We start from the raw sequence: 26,636 nt of genomic DNA on the forward strand, positions 1-26,636 counted from the left end.
TCCGTTGGATGTGGTGATGTCCAATGAGAAAATGACGCCGGAGAAAGCGGCTGAAATTGTGGCCAGCGGCATCCCGACCAGTGAAGCGAAGGTGATGCAGTATGTGGCGGCTAAGGCATTCTTGGCACTGGCTAAAAATCCTGTTTCGGGGAGCAAAGCAGAAGGTTCATCACCGCAATGGAAAGTAGGAGAAGGGAAATTCAGTCCGAAGGATCAGGGTACGGTGACGAATGTTGAGCATCCGGTTGGTAAGTTTGATGGGAAGTCATTGTCAAACGGAAAAACAGAAAATGTTGTGAAGAATAGTGAATTGTCAACAGGAACTGTTTTCGATTCCATTAAAGGCACCCAGCCAATGTATCCTGGCTCCGTAATTCCTAAATCTTTTGAAATGTCATTACCGAACGGGAAGAAAGTATGGGTACATGGAAATGCTACCGAACATATGGTGGAATACGCAGCATCAAAAGCTGTTACGCATACGCCTGAAGCTGTGAGACTGGCTAGTCAACAAGAACTAAGAAGTTTCCAATCTGCTGTAAATACTGCCACAAAAAACAAAATGCCATATGGTGAGAGAATTACTGTAGATGGCTGGCAACTAGAAATTAAACCACCACGAACAGCAACTGAGTTGCCAACGATCATTCATGCCCGTTATGTAGGAGCACATTAAATGGATATAGAAATTAAAAACCCTATAAACATTACATTAGATGTAATAGAGCTTGATGAGCATGTACCGTCAATGAAATTTAATCTTACAATCCGAGTAGATAAATTTGGATATAGTTTAGACGTGGACATGCAGCTATGGATAGAATGTCAATGTTTTGACTCATTTATCGACAACTTACGTAGAAATGATATAGCTCGTCTTAAAGATATGAATGGGGCTTTTGAATTGCTATTAAACCCTGTTCAGGACTCACTTGAATGGTCATGTGCCAAAGAAAATCTAGATGGTTATATCACATCAGCAAAAGGAAGAGAAAAGCTGACCGATGAGTCGAAATGTGCATTGTACGAGGCATTTAATGATTATCCTAAGTGGTGGTAGTCAATAAATACTGATCCCAGCCAAGCGCTGGGATCTCCTTTTTAGCCGTTTTCAACGAGCCGGATAATCAACTGTCCCCGTTCAACGGTGATGTTCACCGCCTGTCCGGTGGTAAACCCGGCTTTTTCCAGCCAGTTGCCTTTAAGGTGCAAGCTGGGATGCTGGTTGTAATAACGGGTCATGCCGGTGCTGCGGTCAGGGTGGCATCGGCTGATATAGCCGACTTTATAGCGGCGTTGCGCTTTCGAACTGCCTGAATTTACATTACAATCGCGTTGGTTAAATGGCGGCAGCGGACCACTTTCTGGGTTCTTTAACACGGAACTGCGCCAAAAAGAGCTGGATAGTTGGATCAATAGTAAATTATGTTGCCTGTTGTGGAGACAATAGAAGCGGCCTTATACTCGAGCCAAGAAATTAATGGTGGCAGGAATAAAAGGAAGAACGAGCGTAGAGATCGACAGGCAACCAGCGCGGAGCATGGTGGAACTTGGGAGCCAGCTACATGAATCAAGCGATAAAGACGTTACTGTTCAGAAGGCTGAGTCTAATATCACTGTTGGAACAGCAACGACGCTTCCAGTGTAACATGAAGCACTATATATGGAACCGTACGTACGGTGCTGTGAGAGGACGGCGGGAGTGATCCTGCCTCCTATTCGATACCGATGCAATCACCCATAATTAACTTTCTTCTGATCAATGAGGAAAGTTGAATAACTAACATACAACATCGTGTTAATTAATTCATTGATTTTAGTTTGGATGGTTTGACAGTTGCAATAGAACTTGTAAGTATTGCATTCCAACGCAAAAAGGACGCCTGAATTTTTAGGCATCCTAGCTTGGTAACCCTTATGTTCAATCCAATATCGAAGTACTGAAAAGCTAAACTAACTACAGTTATACATTCGGGTTCTTGTATTGGTGGCACGTTAAGTTTTTATCTCCCAACAAGCGCACCTTGAATTGGTGCCCGGAGGCGGAATCGAACCACCGACACGAGGATTTTCAATCCTCTGCTCTACCGACTGAGCTATCCGGGCAACGGGGCGCATTAAACCGTATTCAGCCTAAGTCGTCAATGCCTTTCTGATAAAAAATGATAAAAGCTGATTGTTTGCTCTCTTTTTGCCCGGAATTTGTGAGGTTGTTCATCTTAGGCTGATTTTTGTTAACTTAACGCACCATTTTTGCGACATAAGGCAATAGCTAAAACATCTTCTGCCAGCAGTTTTGCCGTAGCGATGTCATCAATATCCCGTTTGACCAGTAGTTTACTCAGGCAACCTTCCAGAATCAGTTCCATCTGTTTAGCAACGAGTTCGCAATCTTCAATATCCAGTTGATGTAGCAGCTCGGTGGTGTAACGGGAAGAGCTCTGTTTTTGTAATTCAGCTAATTGATGAATAGGGTGGTCAGATTCAGGGAATTCGCCACAGGCCGCGATAAATAGGCAACCTGGGTAACGTTTCTCTTTTACTTTTTCATCGAGGGCGGCATAACGAGCCAATAGCTTCTCTTCTGGTGTCAGGTTTTCATCCAGTAATATTTGTCGCTGCCAGACTTCAATCTGTTGGCCGTGATAACGTAGGCAGTCATAAAGCAGCGCTTCTCGATCAGGCCAGAATTGCTTGAGATATTCGATATCCATGTTAAGCGAGCCAAAAAGTATCTCAGTTGTGATGGATAAGCCATGTTGCTCCAGTAAGTTTAAGGCATGACTAAGAACTTGTTCTCGTTGCACGGTGTTCTCCTTCTGAATCATTTTGGCAGATGTTGTAAATGCTCCTTAAAGCGGGTTGCATCCATAAAACCATTTACCCGTGAATCGGGGATCTCTTTTCCCTGGGAATCAAAAAACAGAATAGTCGGTAATCCCCGAACGCTAAGTTTTTCTAAAAGCAGTTTCTGTTGCGGGCTGTTATTCGTGACATTGGCCTGTAACAGTAAGGTATCCCGCAGTTGTGACTGAACTTGTGGATCGCTGAATGTATATTTTTCAAATTCTTTACAAGCGGTACACCAGTCAGCATAGAAATCAAGCATAATGGTTTTATGGCTGTTTTGTGTCATTATTTGTTCTAGTTCTTGCCAGTTATTTATCTGACGGAAGTTGAGGCTGTGTTGCGATTGTTGGGTAACTGTTGTACCCCAAAACCAATCCTGCAATGGACGGGTAGCTATCAGCATCAGAATTAACAATATCAGTTGTATGACTCGTACCCAACCGTTTTGGCTTCTAATCGTCAGAGCAAATCCCCATCCCAGGAAACTGATGGCCAGCAGGCTCCATAATCGTATTCCCCAAGTATCACCGATAACTCTTTCCAGCAGGAAAACGGGTAGCGCGAGGATAATGAAGCCAAAAGCTTCTTTAACATACTGCATCCAAGGCCCACTGCGTGGCAGGAGTTTATGACCAAATAGGGTGACGGCAATGAGCGGTAATCCCATTCCCAAAGCGTAAAGATAAAGGGTTAGGCCGCCTGCCACAGTATTACCACTTTGAGCAATGTAGAGCAAAATAGCGCTTAAAGGTGCGGTAGTACAAGGGGAGCAAATTAATCCCGCTAACGCCCCCATAGCGAATACACCGAGAAGTGAACCGCTTTTTTGCTGGTTGCTCCAGTTGACTAAGCGTGTCTGAACAGCGGAAGGCAGTTGCAGAGAATAGAGGCCGAACATTGATAGTGCTAGCAGAATAAACAATACGGATAAGCCAATCAGTACATACGGATGTTGCAGTGCGGCTTGAAATTGTAGACCCGCAGCCGCTACAACCAATCCAAGTAATGTGTAGGTGATCGCCATGCCTTGAACATAGCTTAGCGCTAACCAAAATATCTGTTTTAGGCTCTTAGGGCGTTGGCTGCCAAGAATAATGCTGGAAATCAATGGATACATCGGCAGTACACAAGGTGTAAAGGCAATACCGATGCCAATCAAAATTGCCCAGAGTGGTGAGAAAGGTAAATGCTGTTGATCATTTGATGCACTTTCTGGTGTTTTCTGAACAGGTTCAGTCGATGTTGAGTCAGTTGTTTTTGATGGAACAACTGCACTCAATGGAACAAGACGGGTTTCCGGTGGATAGCAATATCCTGCGGCGGCACAGCCTTGATAAGTGACAACGATATTGGAATTGTTGTTCGCCTCTGTAACAGGAACATTGACGATAAGTTGTTGGAAATAAACTTCAGTTTCACCAAAGAATTCATCTCGATGAGCTGTACCTTGTGGCAACTTGATTTTACCCAGTGTGGCTTGTTGCGGCTCAATATGGAGTTGTTTGCGATAAAGGTAATAACCCGGTTTGATCTGCCAGTCTAACGTCAATTTGTCGCCTTTTTGCTGAAAATCAAACATGAATGCCTGATCTACTGGCAAATATGGATTTTGCCCCGGTTGTTCAAACAGCGAATTCGCTGCCGCTGAGGTAAAGAGGGTGCTGCAAAGCAGCAAAAATAGCATCAGAGTACGTTTAATCATAAAGATAATGATCGCTAATTAAATGAAATAGATTCAGCACTATAACCTAAGGCTGTCAGACCAGAAAGTGCTCTGGTTAAGATTAGAACAGTCATCGAAGGTTTTCAGAGAAAATAGATCGTTGGGAGAGGGGAGTCAGGGGCGGTATACGCCCCTGGATTAAGTGGTTATTGGCAGCCGGAATTAGAGGATCATACTGCCAAATAGGAAACCGAAGGCCACAGCTAGAGCAACCCCAATGGTGCCAGGGATAAAGAATGGATGATTAAATACAAAACGGCCGATACGGGTAGTGCCGGTGTCATCCATCTGAACCGCGGCAACCAAGGTTGGATAAGTGGGCAATATAAACAACCCAGAAACCGCCGAGAAAGAGGCGATGGCTGTCAATGGTGTGACGTTCAGAGCCAAAGCCATCGGCATCAATGCTTTTGCGGTTGCCGCCTGAGAATAGAGTAGGGCGGAACAGAAGAAGAAAATAATCGCTAGCAACCAAGGTTGAGAGTGGATTAAGTCTCCAGCAGTGTCTTTAATCCAATCCATGTTCGCCTGTACAAAAGTGTCTCCTAGCCATGCAACACCTAGAATACAGATACATGCGCTCATACCCGCTTTAAAGGTACTGGAGTTCAGGATAGCGTCAGTATCAACTGAACAGAACATCGTCGTGATAGTTGCGACACTCAACATAATGATCAGAATAGCGTGAGTGGTGTTCATCAGAGGTTCTTCAATCAGGCCGATGCTTGGACTATTGACGATAGCATAAATAACAACACTGATAACACCTGACAGGAATAACAGAACGGAAGCTTTAGCTTTTGGTTTAACTTCAATTTGTTTGCTGCCACGCAGAGTTACTAGATTGTCTTCCAGACGTTTTAAGTAAACGGGATCATCAGACAGCTTGGAATTAAACGCCCAGGAGATGATGAAAGACATCAGAACGATAGCGGCGAAAGTGGATGGTAATAGCACCATTAACAGATGGATATAGCTAACACCGTGGCCTTCCATCAGAGAAGACATATAAACGACCGCCGCGGAAATTGGTGAGGCGGTGATGCCAATTTGGGCCGCTACAACCGCAGTGGAAAGTGGACGGCATGGCTTAATGCCTTGCTCTTTCGCAACTTCAGTAATAACAGGCAGTGCTGACAGAGAAATGTTACCTGTACCTGCAAACAGTGTCAGGAAATAGGTAACGATAGGTGCGAGTATCGTGATGTATTTTGGATTTTTACGCAGCAGTTTTTCAGTTTGCTGAACCAGATAATCCAGACCACCGGCAACCTGCATTGCAGAGATAGCAGCGATAACTGCCATAATGATGGAAATAACATCAAATGGGATATGCCCTGGTTTAACGCCAATTGCAGCCAGCACCAGAACGCCAAGACCACCGGCAAATCCAATGCCAATTCCCCCTAATCTTGCACCCAGGAAGATGGCCAGCAGAACGATAATCAATTCTACGGCTAACATAATAGTGACTCCTTGAAATAATTAAAAATTTGAAAATTTTAGGTTAATACTTTGTGCATGTAGGGAAGTAAAAAGGCACGCTATCCAGTTGGAGTTGCGTGCCTTGTTGCTAAGAGCTATTTTTTATTATATTCAACAACTTAATCGTCAAAACGTTTTGCCTTGTAAGATGGGCATTTTAGGTTCTCTACAGAGAAGATGTCATCCAATTGAGTTTCGGTCAGTAAGCCTCGTTCCAGCACGACTTCACGAACACTCTTACCAGTTTCGGCACAAATCTTACCAACGATATCACCATTGTGGTGACCGATGAATGGGTTCAGATAGGTGACAATACCGATCGAGTTGAATACGAAGTTTTCGCAAACTTCCTTGTTAGCCGTGATGCCATTAACGCATTTTTCTACCAGGTTGCAGCAAGCGTTGCTTAGCAGAGAGATAGATTCAAACATAGCCTGACCAATAGCAGGCTCCATTACATTGAGCTGTAACTGGCCTGCTTCGGATGCCATAGTAACACAAATATCGTTACCAATAACTTTGAAGCAAACCTGATTCACAACTTCTGGAATAACCGGGTTCACTTTTGCCGGCATAATAGAAGAGCCTGCCTGTAATTCTGGTAGGTTGATTTCATTCAGGCCGGCACGAGGGCCAGAAGAGAGCAAACGCAGGTCATTGCAGATTTTAGACAGTTTGACAGCCAGGCGCTTCAGAGCACCGTGGACCATAACATAAGCCCCACAGTCAGAGGTTGCTTCAATCAGATCTTCGGCTGGTATGCAAGGTAGACCTGAAACTTCAGCCAGTTTTTCAACCGCCAATTTCTGATAACCTGGTGCTGTATTCAAGCCGGTACCGATAGCAGTAGCGCCAAGGTTAACTTCCAGCAGTAATTCAGAGGTTCGGTTTAGGTTTTTAACTTCCTCTTTCAGCAGGATAGAGAATGCGTTGAATTCCTGCCCCAGCGTCATAGGAACAGCATCCTGTAACTGGGTACGACCCATTTTTAGGATATCGCTGAATTCTCTCGCTTTTTTATCGAAGCCCGCAATTAACAGTTCAATAGACTCGATCAGTTTCAGGATGGAGTTATAAACTGCAATACGGAAACCGGTTGGGTAGGCGTCGTTAGTTGATTGGCTTTTATTCAAATGGTCATTGGGATTTAGGTACTCATATTCGCCTTTTTTATGGCCTAACAGTTCCAGACCAATGTTTGCCAGAACTTCATTGGTATTCATGTTGAGTGAAGTACCGGCGCCACCTTGAAACACATCGACCGGAAACTGATCCATGCATTTGCCGGTATGGAGCACTTCGTCACATGCTTTGATGATGATGTCTGCAATTTTTTTAGGAATAGTTTGCAGTTCTTTGTTAGCTAAGGCTGCGGCTTTTTTTACCATCACCATGCCACGGATAAATTCGGGTACATCATTAATGGTGTTGTTACTGATATGGAAGTTTTCAATCGCACGTAAGGTGTGAATACCATAATAGGCTTCAGCAGGGACTTCTCGTTTACCTAACAGGTCTTCTTCGATACGAATGTTGTTTGACATGAGAACCTTCTTATTAGATGACGTTTTTACTGTCTAATTATGCGTTCATTAAATCATTATGTTGCCAACAGCAATAGTTATGATATGAACTTTTTATCACCGGATTGCCCACGTGATCATATGCTGGTTAGCAATAAATGCATTGAATCTGGATCACTTTATAGTGGTATTTGTTTAGTCTGATTTGATATATGTGATATTTATCACAATTGCGTGTTTAATTAGCAAAATTTTCAGAGGATTGAAAACGATAACTGTGACCCCAATTATATCTTTAATAAACTAAAAAACATTAATTTGGTTGTCCCTTGGATTTTGTTGATATGATTTATTCAGGATACAACCCGTTCATCCAAATCAATTGAAGGAGCACCAAGTGCGTTGGTTGCCATTTATCCTGATATTTTTGCTTGTCTACATTGAGTCAACCTTATTTGTGCGCGTTGCCTCCGAACTAGGTGTGCTGTTAACTCTGTTACTGGTGTTGTTTACTTCTTGTGTTGGTATCTCTTTGGTTCGCAGTCAGGGCATAAAGAATTTTCTCCAGATCCAGCAGAAGCTGGTTAACGGCGAGAGTCCGGCCGCAGAAATGATAAAAAGCGTTTCTCTTTTACTGGCGGGTTTCCTGTTAGTCCTTCCCGGCTTTTTTACGGATTTCCTTGGATTGCTGTTGTTACTGCCAGCGGTTCAAAAAACATTAGTGATGAAACTGATGCCACACATCAATTTCTATCGTCCTCATAATAGCGGTGGGTTTAGACGAGATAGTAATACTTTCGAGGGTGAATATGAGCGTAAGCAGGATAACCCCTCCCGTACATTGAAGGATAGTAAACCCGATGATGACGAGCATAAGCCTCATTGATAAGCGGTAATTTTCTGAATGTTTGGTTTAATCATCGGTTTTTTTTCTGTGGGCAAGAAAAAAGTAAAATATTTTTTTGCCTGCCCTTGAAGTATCATAAATAAGTCCCCATTTAATTTATTATGATACTAGTTTAATGAAAACATACTGGTATCAATCCTCTTACCTGATATGGACTTTCTTATAGGAGAGCTATCAATGAATATTCGTCCATTGCATGATCGTGTAATCGTCAAGCGTAAAGAAGTTGAATCAAAATCTGCTGGCGGTATTGTGCTGACTGGCACTGCTGCGGGTAAATCCACTCGTGGCGAAGTCCTGGCTGTGGGCAATGGCCGCATCCTTGAAAACGGTGATGTAAAAGCACTGTGTGTGAAAGTTGGAGATATCGTTATTTTTAACGATGGTTACGGTGTTAAGTCAGAGAAGATCGACAACGAAGAAGTGTTGATCATGTCTGAAAGCGACATTCTGGCAATTGTTGAAGCGTAATTGTTGCGCTTAGATCTTCTTAACTGAACGAATTTAAAGGAAAGAAACAATGGCAGCTAAAGACGTAAAATTTGGTAGCGACGCTCGCGTTAAGATGCTACGTGGTGTGAATATTCTTGCTGATGCAGTAAAAGTAACCCTGGGTCCTAAAGGCCGTAACGTTGTGCTGGATAAATCTTTCGGTGCTCCTGCAATCACTAAAGACGGTGTTTCCGTAGCTCGTGAAATTGAACTGGAAGACAAGTTCGAAAACATGGGTGCTCAGATGGTGAAAGAAGTTGCCTCTAAAGCGAATGATGCTGCTGGCGACGGCACAACAACAGCAACTGTATTGGCTCAGTCTATTGTTACTGAAGGTCTGAAAGCCGTAGCCGCTGGTATGAACCCAATGGATCTGAAACGCGGTATTGATAAAGCCGTGGTTGCAGCAGTGGCAGAACTGAAAAAGCTGTCCGTACCTTGCTCAGATTCCACCTCTATTGCTCAGGTAGGTACTATCTCCGCGAATTCCGACGAAACTGTGGGTAAATTGATCGCAGAAGCGATGGATAAAGTCGGTAAAGAAGGTGTAATCACCGTTGAAGAAGGTACTGGCCTGGAAGACGAGCTGGATGTCGTTGAAGGTATGCAGTTTGACCGTGGTTACCTCTCTCCTTATTTCATCAACAAACCAGAAAACGGTTCTGTTGAATTAGAAAACCCATATATTCTTCTGGTAGATAAAAAAATCTCCAACATCCGTGAACTGTTGCCAGTTCTGGAAGGTGTAGCTAAAGCAAGCAAGCCTTTGCTGATTATTGCGGAAGATGTTGAAGGTGAAGCACTGGCTACTCTGGTTGTTAACACCATGCGTGGCATCGTTAAAGTTGCTGCGGTTAAAGCGCCTGGCTTCGGTGACCGCCGTAAAGCTATGCTGCAAGATATCGCTGTCTTGACTAACGGTAATGTTATTTCTGAAGAGATTGGTCTGGAGTTGGAAAAAGCAACTCTGGAAGATTTGGGTCAGGCAAAACGTATCGTCATCAACAAAGATACCACCACCATTATTGATGGCGTTGGTGAAGAAGTTGCAATTGCAGGCCGTGTTTCTCAGATCAATCAGCAGATCAAAGAGTCCACTTCTGATTATGACCGTGAAAAACTGCAAGAGCGTGTAGCTAAACTGGCTGGCGGTGTTGCTGTTATTAAAGTTGGTGCTGCAACAGAAGTTGAGATGAAAGAAAAACGTGCTCGCGTTGACGATGCTCTGCATGCAACTCGCGCAGCGGTAGAAGAAGGCGTGGTAGCTGGTGGTGGTGTTGCACTGGTTCGCGTTGCAGCAGCTATTGCTGGTCTGAGAGGCGATAACGAAGATCAAAACGTAGGTATCCGTGTTGCAATGCGCGCGATGGAAGCTCCTCTACGTCAGATCGTTGACAACGCAGGTGAAGAGCCATCTGTTATCGCAAACAGCGTGAAAGCAGGTGAAGGCAACTACGGTTATAACGCAACGACTGAACAGTATGGCGATATGATCGCAATGGGTATTCTGGACCCAACCAAAGTAACCCGTTCTGCACTGCAATTCGCAGCATCTATCGCTGGCCTGATGATCACTACTGAATGTATGATCACTGATATGCCTAAAGATGATAAAGCTGATTTAGGTGCCGCAGGTGGTATGGGTGGCATGGGCGGTATGGGCGGCATGATGTAATAGTCGCGTAGGTAGCTAGCCTGGTGGGTTACGTCCATAGTGGGTGCTAACTAAAGTTGTACTCATTACCTTCCCGTCGAAATAGCATTTGATAAAATCCGATATTCGGGCTGAGTTTTAGCCCGGATATCGATTTCCGTTTTACTAAGTGATTAGTTTATTAGGATAGCTGGAATACTTTCCCGTCAATCTTGTTTTTGCTGACGCCCCGATGAATGACGCAAGAGCTGCTCTTGTTATAGCGTTCTCTTCTCCTGTTTCTCTCCTCAGCACTATCCAGTGTGTCATGCTCGTGATCAAAAGCTTGGGCAATACAGTTCTGTTCTGTACCTGTGTGAAGCTATGACTTTATAAAGTGACTAGCCCCTTTTATCAGCTTAAAAGGCGACTTGATGTTCCACTATCTTATTCGTAAACAGCGTCAATCCCAATATTGCATCGATAAGCAAAATTCTTACCTAAATTCCAGATAGGAATTAACGACATTCGATCAGGTTGATCCGTAGGCATTGACCACAAACACGCAACGGGCTAAGTAATAAAGGTGGTTTGGAATGGGATAAATTCTTAAGCAAAAAAATATTTCCTTAAGTTTAGAAAAAATGAGCATATTAGACTAAAATTCATTTATTCATAGGACTTTGGAAAATAATTCAAATATCTATGCACAAATTTAATCGATCTACAGAAATGGCTGTGTTCGTTCAGGTAATTGAGTCGGCGAGTCTCTCTGCCGCTGCTCGCAAGCTCGACATGACGCCATCAGCAGTCAGTAAGCTTATTAATCGACTGGAGATGCGGCTTGGTGTACGGCTGTTGAATAGAACAACACGTAAACTTCAATTAACGGCTGAGGGTTCTGTTTTCTATGAGCGTAGTGTCAGGATTTTGGAGGACATCATAGCCGCAGAACAAGAGGCAAATCAGGGAACAGCACCGCGTGGACGTATACGTGTGAATTGTCATGTTGCCTTTGGAAAACATTGCTTGATGCCTATATTACCGGACTTCCTGCAATGCTACCCGGAGATCACGCTCGACATCTCGTTATGTGACTTGGTAGTGGATTTACTTGATGATCATAGCGATGTGGCAATTCGTACCGGTCCCCCTCTGGACGACTCATGTCTCATGGTGCGCCGGTTAGGGTCAAGTCGAATGGTTGTGGTAGGATCTCCTTCATACCTTGAAAGAGTAGGGATGCCTGCTACGCCTGGCGATCTAGGGCGCTACAATCGACTTGGTTTTGGTTTCACCCGCCATGTGAAAGCGTGGTCTTTCATCGGTTCGGAAGAGTGGGTGCAACAATTGCCTTCAGGGAACTTGTTACTTGGTGATGGAGAAACCATGCGTAAAGCTGCAATAGCAGGACTTGGCTTAGCACGACTGGCCCGTTTCCATGTGAATGCTGATATTCAGGCTGGTTTGCTGCTACCTGTACTTGAGAACTATAATCCTGGCGATAAGGAAGAAATATATGCCGTTTTTGTCGGCACAGGCAGGCAACCTCCATCACGAGTACGGGTATTTCTCGACTATCTAGCAGCGCACATCCATATTGGTGATGGATGGTAATAACCATAAAATTGGTACCACGAAAATATTTGATCGAGTGTTATCGTGGTATCAATGGAATATCTGTATTCAAATTGAATCCGTGTTAAAAAGACATAGTTATTTATATATAATAAAATCCACATGAAATTAAGATGAGTATAATTGCTAAATCATCTTAATAAGTGTAATTTTTGCTAAATATAATATCAGATAATTACTTAATAAAAGATTGTTGTGAGATATTACCAACTTAAAACTGTTGATAGATGTTCTAATAGTATTTTTAACGAGATGGTTTAAGTTTAATATCATTCACAACATTGGAATTGGATTTATCAGATAAAAAACAAGCACAAATATGCTAACAGGAAATATATGTCGGATGATTATTATAATTTTATTCAAGACGCTCTTAGGAGTTAATAAATTGGTTAAATGTTTACATTATACTTTTAATATTGCAGATTGATTTCTTAAATGAAGAGAGATGTAAGCAAATTTATAATCCATATTAGTTTTGGTACTTGTAATATTGTGAATGATTTATCAGGTCATTAATATAATGGATAAAAGATTTTTTTGGGAGATAACTAATGGGATAATTAATGAGTTACCTTTTTATGGAAAAAGTAACTTATTGAGCTTATTCGTATTATTTATTCGGTTATTTTCCCTATTTTTTTACTGAATTCATCTTGGCATAAAAGATTTTTAGCCTAAACATTTTACCTTAAGGATACCTTTATTAAATTATTTTTTGCGATAATGGTGCACAACAAGGTATATTGATGATTAATTGTCGAATTTACAACAATGAGTGAGGAAAAACATGCGAATTAAAGTTTTGCTCAGCGCTTCAGTGTTGCTACTGCTGGCAGGGTGTACGACCACCAACCAATTAACTTCTGGAGGTTCACAGGTTCTTTTTGTTGACATTAAGCCCGATAGCGAGTGTCAGTTATTAGGTGAAGTAACAGGTACGCAAAGCAATTGGATGACTGGTGTAAGTAATGAAAGTAGCTCGATGCGTGGGGCAGCCAATGATTTACGCAATAAAGCCGCAGTCATGGGGGGAAATGTGATTTATGGAGTCACCAGTCCGAGTGAAAGTCTGTTATCGAGCTTTGCTCCACTGGATAGTAAAATGATTGGTCAGGTCTATAAATGCCAGTAATGGCATTCAGGATTTGAATGATATGCCCGGCTGAAAAGTATCCGGGCATGAATTTTTTGTTAATTTTGCCTTAATCCCAAATCAAGAGGTGTCTTACTCGGTTCTCCGCCGATTTCCCTTGCCAGACGAGGTACTAAATAACCTGAAATCTTTGTCAGTAATTCCCGAATAAGCTCCCTGGCTTCTTCATCGCTGACCATAAAGTGGGCTGCTCCTTGTACTTTATCCAGCACGTGAATGTAATAAGGCAGAATGCCTGCATCAAACAGAGCATTGCTCAGATCAGCCAGAGTATCAGAATGATTATTGACACCGCGTAACAGCACACTTTGATTTAATAACGTGATACCTGCTTGTTTCAGCAACATCATGCTGTTCCGTAAGGATTGGTCGATCTCATTAGCATGATTGATATGTGTCACCATGAGCACCTGTAGTCTTGATTGTGCCAGCCGATCACAAAGTGTTGTTGTGATCCGGGCAGGAATAACCACAGGCAGACGAGTATGAATACGTAGTCGTTTGATATGGGAAATTTTTTCCAGATTGCTAATCAACCAATCAAGTTCGTGATCTTTCGCCATTAAAGGATCGCCGCCAGAGAAGATAATCTCATCAAGTTCAGGATGTTGCTGAATGTAATCTAACGCTTGCTGCCAATTGCGTTTATTACCTTTGTTATCTTCGTATGGGAAATGACGGCGGAAGCAATAACGGCAGTTAACCGCACATCCTCCTTTAACCAGCAATAGTGCACGATTACGGTATTTATGTAATAGACCGGGGACAGCACTGCGTTGTTCATCCAGAGGATCGGTAGAAAAACCAGGTATAAGTGTAAATTCTTCTGGTGTCGTTATGACCTGAAGCAATAGCGGATCATCAGGATCGTTTACTTGCATACGTGCAACAAAAGCCCTAGGTACCCGTAGTGGAAACAGGCGACGTGCGTCACTCCCCTTACTCAATGTCGGGTGTTCATCTAAAGATAATAATTGTAATAATTCATCAGGGTCGGTAATAACATCTGTAAGTTGTTTCAACCAGTCTTCTCTGATGATGATCTTTGGGGTTATAATGTGCGCCATTTTTTGGCTAAGCCATTTTGTTTAGAAAGAGGATCTCCATGGCTACTTATAGTACCAATGAATTCCGTTCAGGTCTTAAAATCATGTTAGATGGCGAGCCGTGCGCTATTCTTGAAAGTGAATTCGTGAAGCCGGGTAAAGGTCAGGCGTTTGCCCGTGTTCGTGTTCGTAAGCTGATTTCCGGTAAACTGCTGGAAAAGACCTTTAAGTCTACTGACTCTGTAGAATCTGCCGACGTGATGGATATGAACCTGACTTACCTGTATAACGATGGTGAGTTTTGGCACTTTATGAATAACGAAACCTTCGAGCAATTAGCTGCTGATGAAAAAGCAGTTGGCGATAATGCGAAATGGTTAGTAGAACAAGCTGAGTGTATCCTGACGTTGTGGAATGGTCAGCCTATCTCTGTGACTCCGCCAAACTTTGTTGAATTAGAAATTACTGATACTGATCCAGGTCTGAAAGGTGATACCGCAGGTACGGGTGGTAAACCAGCAACTTTGAGCACTGGTGCGGTAGTTAAAGTACCTCTGTTCGTTCAAATCGGTGAAGTGATTAAAGTGGATACCCGTTCTGGTGAATACGTTTCTCGCGTAAAATAATTACCCCGACTGTATTCGATAAAAGCCGCAGTTCTGGAAGCAGACTGTGGTTTTTCTTTATTGGTGATAATACCGAGCATGGCTATTTTATCTTTTAAGCTCACGATATTGTGTTATTGATACTGCAATTTTACACGACTATAATTCATCTCTGTTTCTAATGGTTATCCGGGACGACCTGGATATACTGCCGTTTTTTGGGGACGACTCCACAACTATATATGGGGCGTTGATATGTCCTGGTTTGTTCTTGTTATTGCTGGTTTATTCGAAGTCGTCTGGGCGGTTGGCCTGAAATATACTCATGGTTTCACCCGGTTGATACCGAGCCTTATTACAGCCGGTGCTGTGGCGCTCAGTATGGGGTTGCTTGCTTATGCGATGAAAGGCTTGCCAATAGGTACAGCTTATGCGGTGTGGACTGGAATAGGGGCAGTGGGTACCGCCATTTTTGGCATTATAGTGTTCGGTGAATCTGCAAGTTTTGCCCGGATTCTAAGTTTTGTTCTGATTATCGCCGGTATTATCGGTTTGAAATTGTCCAGTTAATATTGAACTGCACTCCAAAGATTTTACATTTTGGCAGTGCAGCTTCTATATGAGATATTCTTTATCAAGAAATACCGACTTTTTGTAGTAGTTCATTATCGAAAGGAGAATAAATGAACCAGCGGAAAGCACAATATTCAGAATAGTTCGACTACAACGTAAAAACCCCAATAATCGCGACAACACTCAGAATCGCTGCTAGGCCGTAGAAAATCCATTTACTTGCAGGGATATGAATTTTCAGGTCATGCATACCGTGGTGGATACGGTGTGAACTACACCATAGCGGTAGAATAATCATCAGTAATAGGAATGCACGACCAATAAAGCTCTGGCAGAAAGCCAGAATTCGTGTGTAGCTTAATGCTTCTGGTGCTACTCCCAATGGTAAAAGGATTGCTACCAATAAAATAATGGCAGGGGCTACAATTGCGCCCCACATACCACCGGCGCCAAATAATCCCCAAAAAATCGGTTCATCGGAACGTTTAGGTATTTGATTCATTAGATCCTCCTTGAGGTTAAAATAAGGCTATACCTAATATAATCATGGTGGCGATAATAGTGACGGTCCATAGTAGTTTGATTACTGGCCCAGATCCCATTTTTTCGCCTTTTATCACTATGTTAGCTGCCTTCGGCGCTAGCTCAAACCAAGTTTTAGTATGCAGCAGAGCACCTAGCAGGGTGATGATATTAATCAGCAGAATGACAGGGTTTTTTAGGAACGTGACAAATTCATCCCAGCTTTGTGCGCCGCCTTTTAGAGCGAATAGACCGTATATCAATAAGATACTGAACCACATAGTCGTAACGGCGGTACTTTCACGCAGAATATAGAAGCGGTAAAAGCCCAGTTTCTGCCACCAGTTGGGAGCCATGCTGCGAATATAAGGTTTACGTTTAGTCGTCATTACTCTCTTCCTCCCCCTTATTGTGGTTTTAGCATGGCGATCATGAAATCTTTCGCGCTTTCGATCTTGCCTTGTTGGATAGCCGCGGCTGGATCGACATGTTTCGGACAGACCTCAGAACAGTAACCAACGAATGTACAGCTCCATACCCCATTCTGGCTGTTAAGTTGGGGCATACGCTTCTTCTTACCGTGGTCGCGGTTGTCGAGGTTGTAACGATGAGCTAGCGTGATTGCAGCCGGGCCGATAAATTCAGGATTTAGACCAAACTGAGGGCAAGCGGCATAACATAAGCCACAGTTAATACAGCCGGAAAATTGATGATATTTCGCCATCTGTGCTGGAGTTTGAATATTTGGTCCTTCAATAGGTTTACGGTCATTCCCGATGATGTATGGTTTGATAGCTTCCAGGCTTTCAATGAAGTGGGTCATATCCACTACCAGGTCACGCTCAATAGGGAAGTTAGCTAGCGCTTCAACTCTCATCCCTTGAGGATAATCACGCAGGAAGGTTTTACAGGCCAGCTTCGGCACGCGGTTAACCATCATGCCGCAAGAGCCACAGATAGCCATACGGCAAGACCAGCGGTAAGAGAGGTCGGGAGCGAGATTGTCTTTAATGTAACCTAGGGCATCAAGTAGAGAAGTTTGCTCATCATAAGGAATTTCATAGGCTATAAAATGGGGTTTATGGTCACTTTCTGGGTTATAGCGCATGACCTCCACTCTCAGGGTGTTCATATCAACCATTCTCCTGCTCCTTATATTTTTTCTCTTGTGCTGCGGCTTCACCGCCATATACACGTTTTGCGGGTGTGGATTTGGTGATTTTCACATCGCTGTATTCTAGGTGAGGGACATCTCCAGAGTTATAGAAAGCAAGTGTATGTTTTAGGAAGTTTTCATCATCACGTTCGGTACAACTTTTATCCAGACGTTGATGAGCGCCACGGGACTCTTTACGGTTTATCGCAGAGTGAATCATACATTCAGCCACATCCAAGCCAAAGCCAAGCTCAATGGTGTACAGTAGATCCGTGTTGAACACATTGGTGTTGTCGGTGATTTTCACTCGTTTGAAGCGATCTTTTAATTCGGCAATCTTATCGATCGTTTTTAACATGAGTTTAGGGGTGCGATAGATACCGCAGCCTTCTTCCATCGAGATACCCATTTCATCACGGATTTTCGACCAACTTTCCGTCCCTTCCTGTTTCAGTAAGTTGTTCAAACGTGCGACTACATCACGTGCCTGGGCGTCTAATGGGCGGTCATTAACGGGTTTGGTTTGTTGAACATGTTTAACCGCTTCTTCACCGGCCAGACGGCCAAAGACCACCAATTCAGCCAGAGAATTGGAACCAAGGCGGTTTGCGCCATGCAGGCCGACAGAAGAACATTCACCGACAGCGAACAACCCTTTAATGCGAGTTTCACATTTCTGGTCAGTTTCGATACCGCCCATTGTGTAATGTGCCGTAGGTCGGACCGGAATGGGTTCTTTAACGGGATCAACGCCGACATACGCTTTTGCCAGTTCACAGATGAAGGGCAAGCGTTCAAGCAATTTCTTCTCTCCCAAATGGCGGAGATCAAGATAAACCACATCGCCACGTGGAGTTGAAATAGTACGACCGGCACGCCGTTCATGCCAAAAAGCTTGAGAAACTTTGTCACGGGGGCCTAGTTCCATATATTTGTTTTCAGGTTTGCCTAATGGAGTCTCAGGGCCGAGGCCATAATCTTGTAAATAGCGGTAGCCATCTTTGTTGACCAGAATTCCGCCTTCACCGCGACAACCTTCTGTCATTAGGATACCTGAGCCTGGCAAACCGGTTGGATGATATTGAACAAACTCCATATCACGCAGTGGTACGCCATGACGGAATGCCATGCCCATACCATCACCGGTCACGATACCGCCGTTGGTATTGTAACGGTATACACGTCCTGCACCACCGGTTGCCATAATGACGGCATTGGCTCTTATCTGAATTTTAGCGCCTTCCATCATATTTAGTGCAACCAGACCGCGTGCTTGCCCTTCGTCCACCAGAATATCGAGGACAAAATGTTCATCGAAGCGTTGGATTTGAGGGTACTTAAGAGAAGTTTGGAATAGCGTATGCAGCATGTGGAAGCCAGTTTTATCGGCAGCGAACCAAGTACGCTCTATTTTCATACCACCAAAACGACGCACGTTGACGGAACCATCTTCTTTACGACTCCACGGGCAGCCCCACTGCTCTAGCTGGATCATTTCTATCGGGCAATGTTCGACGAAATATTCAACAACATCTTGCTCACATAACCAGTCGCCACCGGATACTGTGTCGTTGAAATGGAAGTCATAGGAGTCGTGAGCTTGGGTGACTGCGGCTGATCCACCTTCTGCTGCTACAGTGTGGCTACGCATTGGGTAAACTTTTGAGATTAGAGCAATCTTCATTTGAGGATTAGCTTCAGCGGCGGCAATTGCGGCACGTAGACCAGCGCCTCCGGCTCCGATAATAGCGAGATCGGCATTAAAGATTTGCACTGTGCTTCTCCATTGTTTAAGTGAAATTAATTAGTAAGCAAAATCGGCGTAACTTTCCTAAATGTTGTTGTTATTGCTTCTTATATAGCAAGATTCTGTAGGTAAAATCCTGTGCTTTAACGATTAAGGACAGCTATTTATCACTATTTGTATTGGATTAAGTATAGCGATTTCCAAGTGAGATAAATTTGATATGAAAGGGTATTTTGTTGGATTTGCTCACTAAAACTTGATCTGGGCCAAGGATTAGTTACTTTATTTGGCATTGATCGATAGTGTTATTATTTGAGGAGAATAGATAACTCATAATGGAACTGAGCATTGAGGCTATACAATATGAATTTTATTTTTCTGTTGTTTTTTGCTAGTGCCAAAAATTACTTAAATTCAATAGGGTTTGTGAATTTTATTTTTTATAATGTTGCAATTAATAATTTTAAATATTGTTTTATTTTGTTTTATTTATAATTTATGGCCGTTTAATTTAAATGTGAAAATTATTTCCATTTGTTTAATAAATGAATGTAATGTTTGAGCTTTGAACAATCTATCATTCGGAATAAATATATAGATATGGCTTGCAAGTTTATTATTTTGATCTATGTTTATTAATGGGAGTTTATTTTCACAGGTATATACCCTATGGATTTCAAGATGCATCGCGGCGGCAAGGGAGCGAATCCCCGGGAGCATAGATAACTATGTGACCGGGGTGAGTGAGTGCAGCCAACAAAGAGGCAACTTGAAAGATAACGGGTATAGTGATAACTGATATTTAAATAGTCTTGTCATGCTGAATACAATTTAATTTAGTAATTAAAATATATTTAAATGAGGGAGTATTATGGGATTGCCAAATATCACTATTGCATTACAAGCAGATAATAATCTCTACCTGAGTCGAGTAGATCAGGCGGGGGTTCAGTATATTGAAGCTGTTAAATCTGCCATTGATATATACTCAAGATATAAATTAATACAGCTTGGTACTAATAAGATAGCGCTTCTTGCTGATAATGGGCTTTATTTGAGCCGGATTACTCGAACTGGTGGTGATTATATTGAAGCGGCGAAATCGAGTATTGATGTTTATTCTACGTTTACAGTAGAGGATGTCGGATGTAATGTGATTGCTCTACGCGCGGATAACGGGAAATATTTAAGTCGAATCACTCAGAATGGTGTTGATTACATTAAGCCGGATAAAGTTAATTTAGACGTGTATTGCCGCTTTAAAGTGACTACATTAATTGCATAAGTAATGATCTTTATTTGAGTTTTTTTATGGTGGACAGATAAAACTGGCCACTATCATTTTGTCTTATTTTTGCATTAATAATATTGGCTATTTAATATATCATATAAAAATCTGTTACTTAATTCAAGATAATTGGATAATAATGGGATTTAAGGTTGTTTATAATATTGCAATTGATGATTTAAAATAATTTTTTATTTTATTTATAGTTTGTGATTTTATAATTTAAATGTGAAAATTATTTATGGTTAATGAATATTGTAATTAAATCTTAAATGGTTATATTGTTCAAAATAGATACCAAAATATATTTTGGTATTTAATAATCATATTGGTTGTATATATTCATTGAAAATATCTGATATTTACAGGAATAGTAAAATGTGATGCTTAAATTAATGCGCTATAAATAATATAGTTGACCGAAATAAACTAAATATATCTATACCCTATGGATTTCAAGATGCATCGCGGCGGCAAGGGAGCGAATCCCCGGGAGCATAGATAACTATGTGACTGGGGTGAGTGAGTGCAGCCAACAAAGAGGCAACTAGAAAGATGACGGGTATAAACAGGAGAATGTTATGGGATTATCAAGTAGCCCTATTGCATTACAAGCAGATAATGGATGCTATTTAAGTCGAATTGATCGAGGAGTAAGATTTGACTTTATTGAAGCTAATAAATCTATTATTGATATTTACACCAAATATTCTGTAACACAACTTAGCTCTAATAAGATAGCCCTTTGTGCAAGCAATGGCCTCTATTTAAGTCGGATCTCTCTGGCTGGTAGCGATTATATAGTAGCGACAAAATCAGACATTGATGTTTATTCTACTTTTATTTTGGAATATATCGACGATAATGTTATAGCTTTGTGTGCGGATAATAGAAAATATCTGAGCCGGAGCAATTCTGGTGGTATTTTTAACTATATTAAACCGGATAAATACGACTTAGATATATATTGCCAGTTTAAAGTTATAAAACTGTGATTGGACAATTTTGATCTTTTCTGGCGTCTTATTATGGTGGTCAGTTTTATCTGACCACTATTGTTTTACTGTTAAAACAATAGGAGTAGTCACTTACATACCAGATGAAATATTAATTATATTTCATAATAATTTGATTGATAATGTATTTTTCGTATTGCTGGTTATATTATAATTATCATCTTAAATTATTTTTCAGTTTCCTTATAATATTTTAATTTAAATATAATAATTTCCCCTGGTTATTTAATAATTATAAGTAATAATTGGCTATATCGTCCATAATAAAGAGAGGATATATTTTATTGTTTAACGGCAGTAGTATATATTCAACAAGGGAATTTTATTTCCTATGGGCATAGAGAGTCGATATGAAGTTTAAATGGTATTCTATAAAGTAATTAGTTATACCCTATGGATTTCAAGATGCATCGCGACGGCAAGGGAGCGAATCCCCGGGAGCATAGGTAACTATGTGACTGGGGTGAGTGAGTGCAGCCAACAAAGAGGCAACTTGAAAGATGACGGGTATATATTTAAACGGAGGGTATGATGGCATTATCAGAGCACACTATCGCATTGCAGGCAGATAATGGACTCTATTTGAGTCGATTCAGTCAAGGAAAGGTTAATTACATCCAGGCCGGAAGATATACTATGGGTGCTTCTTCCCGATATGTAGTGAAGCTATTTGATGCTTATACAATGGCACTTCGGGCGGACAATGGGCTTTATTTAAGTCGGGTTGTTCGGCCTGGTGGTAATTATATTGAAGCAGCAAAATTTAGTATTGATGTTTATTCTACGTTTACTGTAGAAGATGTCGGCTATAATTTGATAACACTAAAGGCAGATAATGGAAAATATCTGAGTAGGATCAGCATAAAAGGTATTAATTATATTAAGCCGGATAAAACCCATATAGATGTATTTTGCCATTTTAAATTGATAACTCTGTTAGAGTAAATGGTGATTTTGTCTGGTATTGGCTTTGTTGTATCAGGAAAAATCGATCGCTATTTTATTTTTATCTGACGGTAATATTTAGGCAGATAGATAATAATATATCCGACAGTAGTCAATCTGCGATAGTCTTGATGCAAGACAGACTAAGTTGTTCTGGGATGATCAGACGGTAATAATTTGTCTGATATGTGTGATGCAGGTAGACTGCACGTTTGGTTTTATTTTGGAGTCATTTACATGAGCGAAACAGCAAACTGGCAGCCAAGTGCACCTATCGCCAACTTGTTGAAACGAGCGACTATTTTAGCAGAAATACGGCGCTTTTTCGCAGATCGTGGGGTATTGGAAGTTGAAACGCCTGCGATGGGTCAGTTTACAGTGACTGATATTCAATTGTTTCCTTTTCAGACGGAGTTTGTTGGTCCAGGTGCTGCGGATGGTATGACTCTTTATCTGATGACAAGCCCTGAATATCACATGAAGCGCCTGTTGGCAGCAGGAAGTGGCCCAATTTATCAGCTTAGTCGCTGCTTCCGTAATGAAGAGGCGGGTCGTTACCATAATCCTGAATTTACCATGCTGGAATGGTATCGTCCTCACTATGATATGTATCGTTTGATGAATGAAGTTGATGATTTACTTCAACAGATCCTTGACTGTGAAAATGCAGAATCACTCTCTTATCAACAAGCTTTCCTACGTTATCTGGATATTGATCCGCTATCAGCAGAGAAAGAAAAGTTGCGTGAAGTCGCGGCCAAGTTGGATCTGAGTAATATTGCTGATGTAGAAGAAGATCGGGATACTTTATTGCAACTTTTGTTTGCTGTTGGCGTTGAACCGCATATTGGTACTGAAAAGCCAACTTTTATCTACCATTTTCCAGCTTCTCAGGCTTCTCTGGCGGAAATTAGCAAAGAAGATCATCGGGTGGCAGAGCGTTTTGAAGTCTATTTTAAAGGCGTTGAATTGGCGAATGGCTTCCGTGAATTAACTGATAGTCATGAGCAGCATCAGCGTTTTGAACAGGACAACCGTAAACGTGCAGAGTTGGGTTTACCTGTTAGACCGATTGATGAAAACTTAGTTGGCGCCCTGAAACAAGGGATGCCGGAGTGTGCAGGCGTGGCGCTTGGTGTCGATCGTTTGGTGATGTTGGCTTTGCGGGCTGAAAAGCTCAGTGATGTTATGGCTTTTTCGATAACTAAGGCGTAATTATTAAGCGATAGGAACAGGGCGCAGATTGAAGCGCCCTGTTTGCATCTTATTTATGTTGATGCTGTTTTTGCAGGAATTTCACACCTAAGTCAGGAAAATCGGTGAATACACCATCTACGCCCGCTTGGTTATATATGATATCGAAAAGTTGATCGCCGCTGGCGGCGTATTTAGGTAGTTGATCAACCCGAATCGTATATGGATGGATTTTCATATTATTAGCGTGAGCCTCTTTCACCATACCGGTTAACTTAATATTGGTTGGGGTGGAATCCTCAGACACAATCATATGATAATCAGGGCCAATGCCATCAGCATATTTTGCCACTTTTTGCATAGCGCCTGGTTTGAACATCCAGTCATAGTTGTAATTTGTCCATGTGCCGTCTGGTTGCTTTTCATAGGTTTCATTCCAGTCGGTGTAGGCGATAAGTTGAATTAGCTTCAGATCCATGCCTAACTTGGGTTCCAGTTCGTTTTTGATGCGTTTAAGTTCGTTGACATCAAAACATTGAAGGTAAACTTTGTCGCTTTTCTTGGTGTAACCATACTCTTTTAGCACTGTCAGCACCTTAGTGGAAATATCTTTACCCTCTTGTTGATGGAACCAAGGTGCCTTGATTTCAGGATAAATGCCGATGTTTTTTCCGGTAGATTTATTCAATCCCTGAACAAACTCAATCTCTTCTTGAAAAGTGTGGATTCGGAAATCAGACTTCCACATTGGGAAACGGTTGGAGAAATTTTGTATTTGTCGGTCGTTTTTAATATCGAAGCCTTCTGTGAATTTTAATGATTTTATTTCAGACAAGGTAAAGTCGATGGCATAGTAGCGTCCGTCTTGACGAGTACGGCCGGGGAATTTGCTGGCAACGTCAGTGACGCGATCAAGGTAATGGTCATGTAAGACTATCAGTTCATCATCTTTAGTCATGACCAGATCTTGTTCCAGATAATCAGCACCTTCGGCATAAGCCATCGCTTTGGCCGGTAGAGTGTGTTCAGGAAGATATCCACTTGCGCCTCGATGGGCGATAACAATCTTGTCTGCCGCTTGGGTGATGCCTGACATAGATGAGGCTAAAATAATACCTGTTATTATTGTTTTGATTGGAGTTTGCATGTGTGTTTCTCCGTTTTAGTTATGAGATGAAATCTATCTCATTAAACTGTGCGCTTGATTGTGTTAGACACTGACTGACATAATCTCTTAGCTTAGTTTAGATGCTGAAAAAAGCCGCAACATATAAATGCTGCGGCTTAATTAATATTATCAGTGATATATCACAGTTTAATGACAGAGGTTAACCATGTTGTTGGGCTATTTCCTGTTTATGTTTTTTTTCGGTAATCGTAACGATTAGCAATAGAATAACGGACAAAATACTGCCACCAATCATTACCATAAAGCCGCTGTCCCAACCGAAAAAGTCAACGGTGTAGCCGATGATAGCGCTTGCAGCAACAGAGCCACCTAAGTAACCAAATAAGCCGGTGAAGCCGGCGGCTGTACCGGCGGCTTTCTTGGGAGCCAGCTCAAGGGCATGCAGACCAATCAGCATCACCGGGCCGTAGATAAGGAAACCAATAGTCAACATACAAGCCATATCTACCGTTGGGTTACCTGGTGGGTTCAGCCAGAATACGATAGTTGCAATCGTAACCAGCGTCATAAAGAACACACCTGTTGCACCACGGTTACCTTTAAATATTTTGTCTGACATCCAACCACATAGTAGCGTGCCTGGGATACCGGCATATTCGTACAGGAAATAAGCCCATGAAGATTTATCCAGTGCGAAATGCTTGGCTTCACGCAGATAAGTTGGCGACCAATCAAGAATGCCGTAACGTAGCAGATAAACAAATACGTTAGCCATAGCAACCATCCACAGCAGTTTGTTCGGTAACACGTACTGCATGAAAATCTGTTTAGCTGTTAATTCTTTTTCATCTTTCTCTGTATAATCAGAGGGATAGTCGTTTTTATACTCTTCGATTGGTGGCAAGCCACAGGATTGTGGTGTGTCACGCATTAGCGCGAACGCAATTAATGCAACAAGAATGGCGGCGAAAGCTGGCATGTAAAGTGCGGCTTTCCAGTCATTGAACCATGCCATACCTAACAGGAATAGCAATGGCGGTAAGCCTCCGCCAACATTGTGCGCGCAGTTCCAGATAGAAACGATACCGCCACGCTCTTTCTGTGACCACCAGTGCACCATAGTACGACCACAAGGAGGCCAACCCATACCCTGGAACCAGCCACATAGGAACAGCAGTATGAACATGGTAGTGATGCTGGAAGTTGCCCAGGGTACGAAACCCATAAACAGCATAACAGCCGCTGCGAGGAGTAGACCTGCGGGTAAGAAGAATCGTGGGTTGGAACGGTCGGATACGGAGCCCATGATGAATTTGGAGAAACCATATGCGATAGAGATCCCTGATAGCGCAAAACCGAGCTCACCTTTGGAGAAACCCTGCTCAACCAGATAAGGCATTGCCAGAGCAAAATTTTTCCTTACCAAATAATAAGCCGCGTAGCCAAAGAAAATCCCCATAAAAATTTGCCAGCGCAAGCGACGATAGACGGGATCTATCTGTTCTGTTGACAGCCGGGGCTTATGAGGCGCCGGCTTGAAAATACTTAACATATTTTGCCTCCGATGGCATTTCTAGTTATATAAATAGCTCGCCGGTTGACTAATGCCACCGGATGGGAAAATGAAAGGTTTTGTAAGTGGTTATTTTCCATAACGAAAATTATGATAGTCGAAATAACCCAACCTATCTGTGAAACAACCCTCAGTTGTTAAAGTTGTTCTGCCCCGGCGACAATTCTGAGTGATTTGTTAACTTTTTAAAATGTACTTTACCAATGAAATCGTGACTACTGTCACAATAACGAGCTTTATTTAATTGTTGGTGAGCGTTTTTGGTTCGTTTTTGTTCTTTATCAAACAAAAACCATAGTTTTTATGCACCTTTTTATTCGTATTTGTTACTTCATGTGGTCTTACCAAGTGAAGGGTCTTTCTCAATTTATGTTGAATGGGCTGCTAATCGATTTTAACGATAAACATACTGTTTTGACGGTATGCCTATAATCT

Annotated in this window: 25 protein-coding genes and 1 tRNA gene; 13 read left to right on the plus strand and 13 right to left on the minus strand. The window is 42.0% G+C overall.

Annotated elements, in window-relative coordinates:
- The coding region (locus C6H66_RS26565) for a hypothetical protein (RefSeq protein WP_248000586.1) at positions 1 to 676 on the plus strand (676 nt) is incomplete at its 5' end.
- Positions 677 to 1,060 (plus strand): hypothetical protein, encoded by a 384-nt coding sequence (locus C6H66_RS01660; protein WP_046396846.1) that lies wholly within the window; start codon positions 677 to 679, stop codon positions 1,058 to 1,060.
- 41 nt (positions 1,061 to 1,101) lie between these two features.
- Here the strand turns inward: C6H66_RS01660 and C6H66_RS01665 are convergent, their stop codons facing one another.
- The 6 genes from C6H66_RS01665 to aspA form a co-directional block, all read right to left on the minus strand.
- On the minus strand, positions 1,102 to 1,380 hold the full coding sequence (locus tag C6H66_RS01665) for a SymE family type I addiction module toxin (protein ID WP_422615615.1): 279 nt from the start codon (positions 1,378 to 1,380) through the stop codon (positions 1,102 to 1,104).
- Between the two features lie 650 nt (positions 1,381 to 2,030).
- A tRNA-Phe gene (locus C6H66_RS01670) sits at positions 2,031 to 2,106 on the minus strand.
- Positions 2,107 to 2,234: 128 nt separating this feature from the next.
- Positions 2,235 to 2,807: a division control transcriptional repressor DicD gene (gene dicD, locus C6H66_RS01675; RefSeq protein ID WP_046397143.1), complete on the minus strand. Its 573-nt coding sequence runs from the start codon at positions 2,805 to 2,807 to the stop codon at positions 2,235 to 2,237.
- A 17-nt stretch (positions 2,808 to 2,824) separates the two neighbouring features.
- Positions 2,825 to 4,552 carry a protein-disulfide reductase DsbD gene (locus C6H66_RS01680; RefSeq protein ID WP_105394633.1) on the minus strand — a complete coding sequence of 576 codons (1,728 nt, stop codon included), beginning with the start codon at positions 4,550 to 4,552 and terminating at the stop codon, positions 2,825 to 2,827.
- 183 nt (positions 4,553 to 4,735) lie between these two features.
- The gene (locus C6H66_RS01685; protein ID WP_105394634.1) at positions 4,736 to 6,037 is read right to left on the minus strand and encodes an anaerobic C4-dicarboxylate transporter; all 1,302 of its coding nucleotides are present in this window, start codon (positions 6,035 to 6,037) and stop codon (positions 4,736 to 4,738) included.
- A gap of 140 nt (positions 6,038 to 6,177) precedes the next feature.
- Positions 6,178 to 7,602 carry an aspartate ammonia-lyase gene (aspA, locus tag C6H66_RS01690; RefSeq protein WP_105394635.1) on the minus strand — a complete coding sequence of 475 codons (1,425 nt, stop codon included), beginning with the start codon at positions 7,600 to 7,602 and terminating at the stop codon, positions 6,178 to 6,180.
- Positions 7,603 to 7,978: 376 nt separating this feature from the next.
- Here aspA and C6H66_RS01695 point away from each other — a divergent pair, with 376 nt between their 5' ends.
- The 5 genes from C6H66_RS01695 to C6H66_RS01715 all read left to right on the plus strand — a co-directional run bounded on the left by C6H66_RS01695 (position 7,979) and on the right by C6H66_RS01715 (position 13,386).
- Positions 7,979 to 8,467 (plus strand): FxsA family protein, encoded by a 489-nt coding sequence (locus tag C6H66_RS01695; RefSeq protein ID WP_046397139.1) that lies wholly within the window; start codon positions 7,979 to 7,981, stop codon positions 8,465 to 8,467.
- A 198-nt stretch (positions 8,468 to 8,665) separates the two neighbouring features.
- Positions 8,666 to 8,959 (plus strand): co-chaperone GroES, encoded by a 294-nt coding sequence (locus C6H66_RS01700; RefSeq protein WP_036809429.1) that lies wholly within the window; start codon positions 8,666 to 8,668, stop codon positions 8,957 to 8,959.
- A 49-nt stretch (positions 8,960 to 9,008) separates the two neighbouring features.
- On the plus strand, positions 9,009 to 10,655 hold the full coding sequence (groL, locus tag C6H66_RS01705; RefSeq protein WP_046397138.1) for a chaperonin GroEL: 1,647 nt from the start codon (positions 9,009 to 9,011) through the stop codon (positions 10,653 to 10,655).
- Between the two features lie 690 nt (positions 10,656 to 11,345).
- Positions 11,346 to 12,230 (plus strand): LysR family transcriptional regulator, encoded by an 885-nt coding sequence (locus tag C6H66_RS01710; RefSeq protein WP_248000587.1) that lies wholly within the window; start codon positions 11,346 to 11,348, stop codon positions 12,228 to 12,230.
- Between the two features lie 811 nt (positions 12,231 to 13,041).
- Entirely contained in the window at positions 13,042 to 13,386 is a 345-nt protein-coding gene (locus C6H66_RS01715) for a DUF4156 domain-containing protein (RefSeq protein WP_036776064.1), read from the plus strand.
- A gap of 59 nt (positions 13,387 to 13,445) precedes the next feature.
- On the opposite strand, the gene epmB is transcribed toward C6H66_RS01715, so the two are convergent.
- Entirely contained in the window at positions 13,446 to 14,474 is a 1,029-nt protein-coding gene (epmB, locus tag C6H66_RS01720) for an EF-P beta-lysylation protein EpmB (RefSeq protein WP_046397136.1), read from the minus strand.
- 38 nt (positions 14,475 to 14,512) lie between these two features.
- On the opposite strand from epmB, the gene efp reads away from it, so the two are divergent.
- Together efp and sugE are read left to right on the plus strand one after the other, a co-directional pair.
- Complete coding sequence (gene efp, locus C6H66_RS01725) at positions 14,513 to 15,079, plus strand: elongation factor P (protein ID WP_105394637.1); 567 nt, start codon at positions 14,513 to 14,515, stop codon at positions 15,077 to 15,079.
- A gap of 234 nt (positions 15,080 to 15,313) precedes the next feature.
- Positions 15,314 to 15,628: a quaternary ammonium compound efflux SMR transporter SugE gene (sugE, locus tag C6H66_RS01730; protein WP_036776061.1), complete on the plus strand. Its 315-nt coding sequence runs from the start codon at positions 15,314 to 15,316 to the stop codon at positions 15,626 to 15,628.
- A 151-nt stretch (positions 15,629 to 15,779) separates the two neighbouring features.
- Here sugE and frdD read toward each other — a convergent pair whose 3' ends face one another.
- The 4 genes from frdD to frdA are packed head-to-tail and all read right to left on the minus strand — an operon-like array spanning position 15,780 to position 19,083.
- A complete protein-coding gene (gene frdD, locus C6H66_RS01735; protein WP_105394638.1) occupies positions 15,780 to 16,133 on the minus strand; it encodes a fumarate reductase subunit FrdD in 354 nt (117 codons plus the stop codon).
- Between the two features lie 16 nt (positions 16,134 to 16,149).
- A complete protein-coding gene (frdC, locus tag C6H66_RS01740; protein ID WP_105394639.1) occupies positions 16,150 to 16,542 on the minus strand; it encodes a fumarate reductase subunit FrdC in 393 nt (130 codons plus the stop codon).
- A 17-nt stretch (positions 16,543 to 16,559) separates the two neighbouring features.
- On the minus strand, positions 16,560 to 17,294 hold the full coding sequence (locus tag C6H66_RS01745) for a succinate dehydrogenase/fumarate reductase iron-sulfur subunit (RefSeq protein WP_036776056.1): 735 nt from the start codon (positions 17,292 to 17,294) through the stop codon (positions 16,560 to 16,562).
- A complete protein-coding gene (gene frdA, locus C6H66_RS01750; RefSeq protein WP_105394640.1) occupies positions 17,287 to 19,083 on the minus strand; it encodes a fumarate reductase (quinol) flavoprotein subunit in 1,797 nt (598 codons plus the stop codon). Before frdA ends, C6H66_RS01745 begins: the two co-directional genes overlap by 8 nt.
- A gap of 844 nt (positions 19,084 to 19,927) precedes the next feature.
- Here frdA and C6H66_RS01760 point away from each other — a divergent pair.
- The 4 genes from C6H66_RS01760 to epmA all read left to right on the plus strand — a co-directional run bounded on the left by C6H66_RS01760 (position 19,928) and on the right by epmA (position 23,520).
- Positions 19,928 to 20,341, plus strand: coding sequence for a fascin domain-containing protein (locus C6H66_RS01760; protein WP_105394642.1), 414 nt, complete (start codon positions 19,928 to 19,930; stop codon positions 20,339 to 20,341).
- A gap of 584 nt (positions 20,342 to 20,925) precedes the next feature.
- A complete protein-coding gene (locus tag C6H66_RS01765) occupies positions 20,926 to 21,339 on the plus strand; it encodes a fascin domain-containing protein (RefSeq protein WP_046397498.1) in 414 nt (137 codons plus the stop codon).
- A 552-nt stretch (positions 21,340 to 21,891) separates the two neighbouring features.
- Entirely contained in the window at positions 21,892 to 22,305 is a 414-nt protein-coding gene (locus tag C6H66_RS01770; protein WP_040154579.1) for a fascin domain-containing protein, read from the plus strand.
- 237 nt (positions 22,306 to 22,542) lie between these two features.
- A complete protein-coding gene (epmA, locus tag C6H66_RS01775; RefSeq protein WP_040154578.1) occupies positions 22,543 to 23,520 on the plus strand; it encodes an elongation factor P--(R)-beta-lysine ligase in 978 nt (325 codons plus the stop codon).
- Positions 23,521 to 23,569: 49 nt separating this feature from the next.
- Here the strand turns inward: epmA and glpQ are convergent, their stop codons facing one another.
- Both glpQ and glpT read right to left on the minus strand, forming a co-directional pair.
- The gene (gene glpQ, locus C6H66_RS01780) at positions 23,570 to 24,646 is read right to left on the minus strand and encodes a glycerophosphodiester phosphodiesterase (RefSeq protein ID WP_105394643.1); all 1,077 of its coding nucleotides are present in this window, start codon (positions 24,644 to 24,646) and stop codon (positions 23,570 to 23,572) included.
- Between the two features lie 181 nt (positions 24,647 to 24,827).
- Positions 24,828 to 26,180, minus strand: coding sequence for a glycerol-3-phosphate transporter (glpT, locus tag C6H66_RS01785; protein ID WP_105394644.1), 1,353 nt, complete (start codon positions 26,178 to 26,180; stop codon positions 24,828 to 24,830).
- Between the last annotated feature and the right edge of the window lie 456 nt (positions 26,181 to 26,636).

Source organism: Photorhabdus hindustanensis (assembly GCF_002968995.1).
Lineage (GTDB): Bacteria > Pseudomonadota > Gammaproteobacteria > Enterobacterales > Enterobacteriaceae > Photorhabdus > Photorhabdus akhurstii.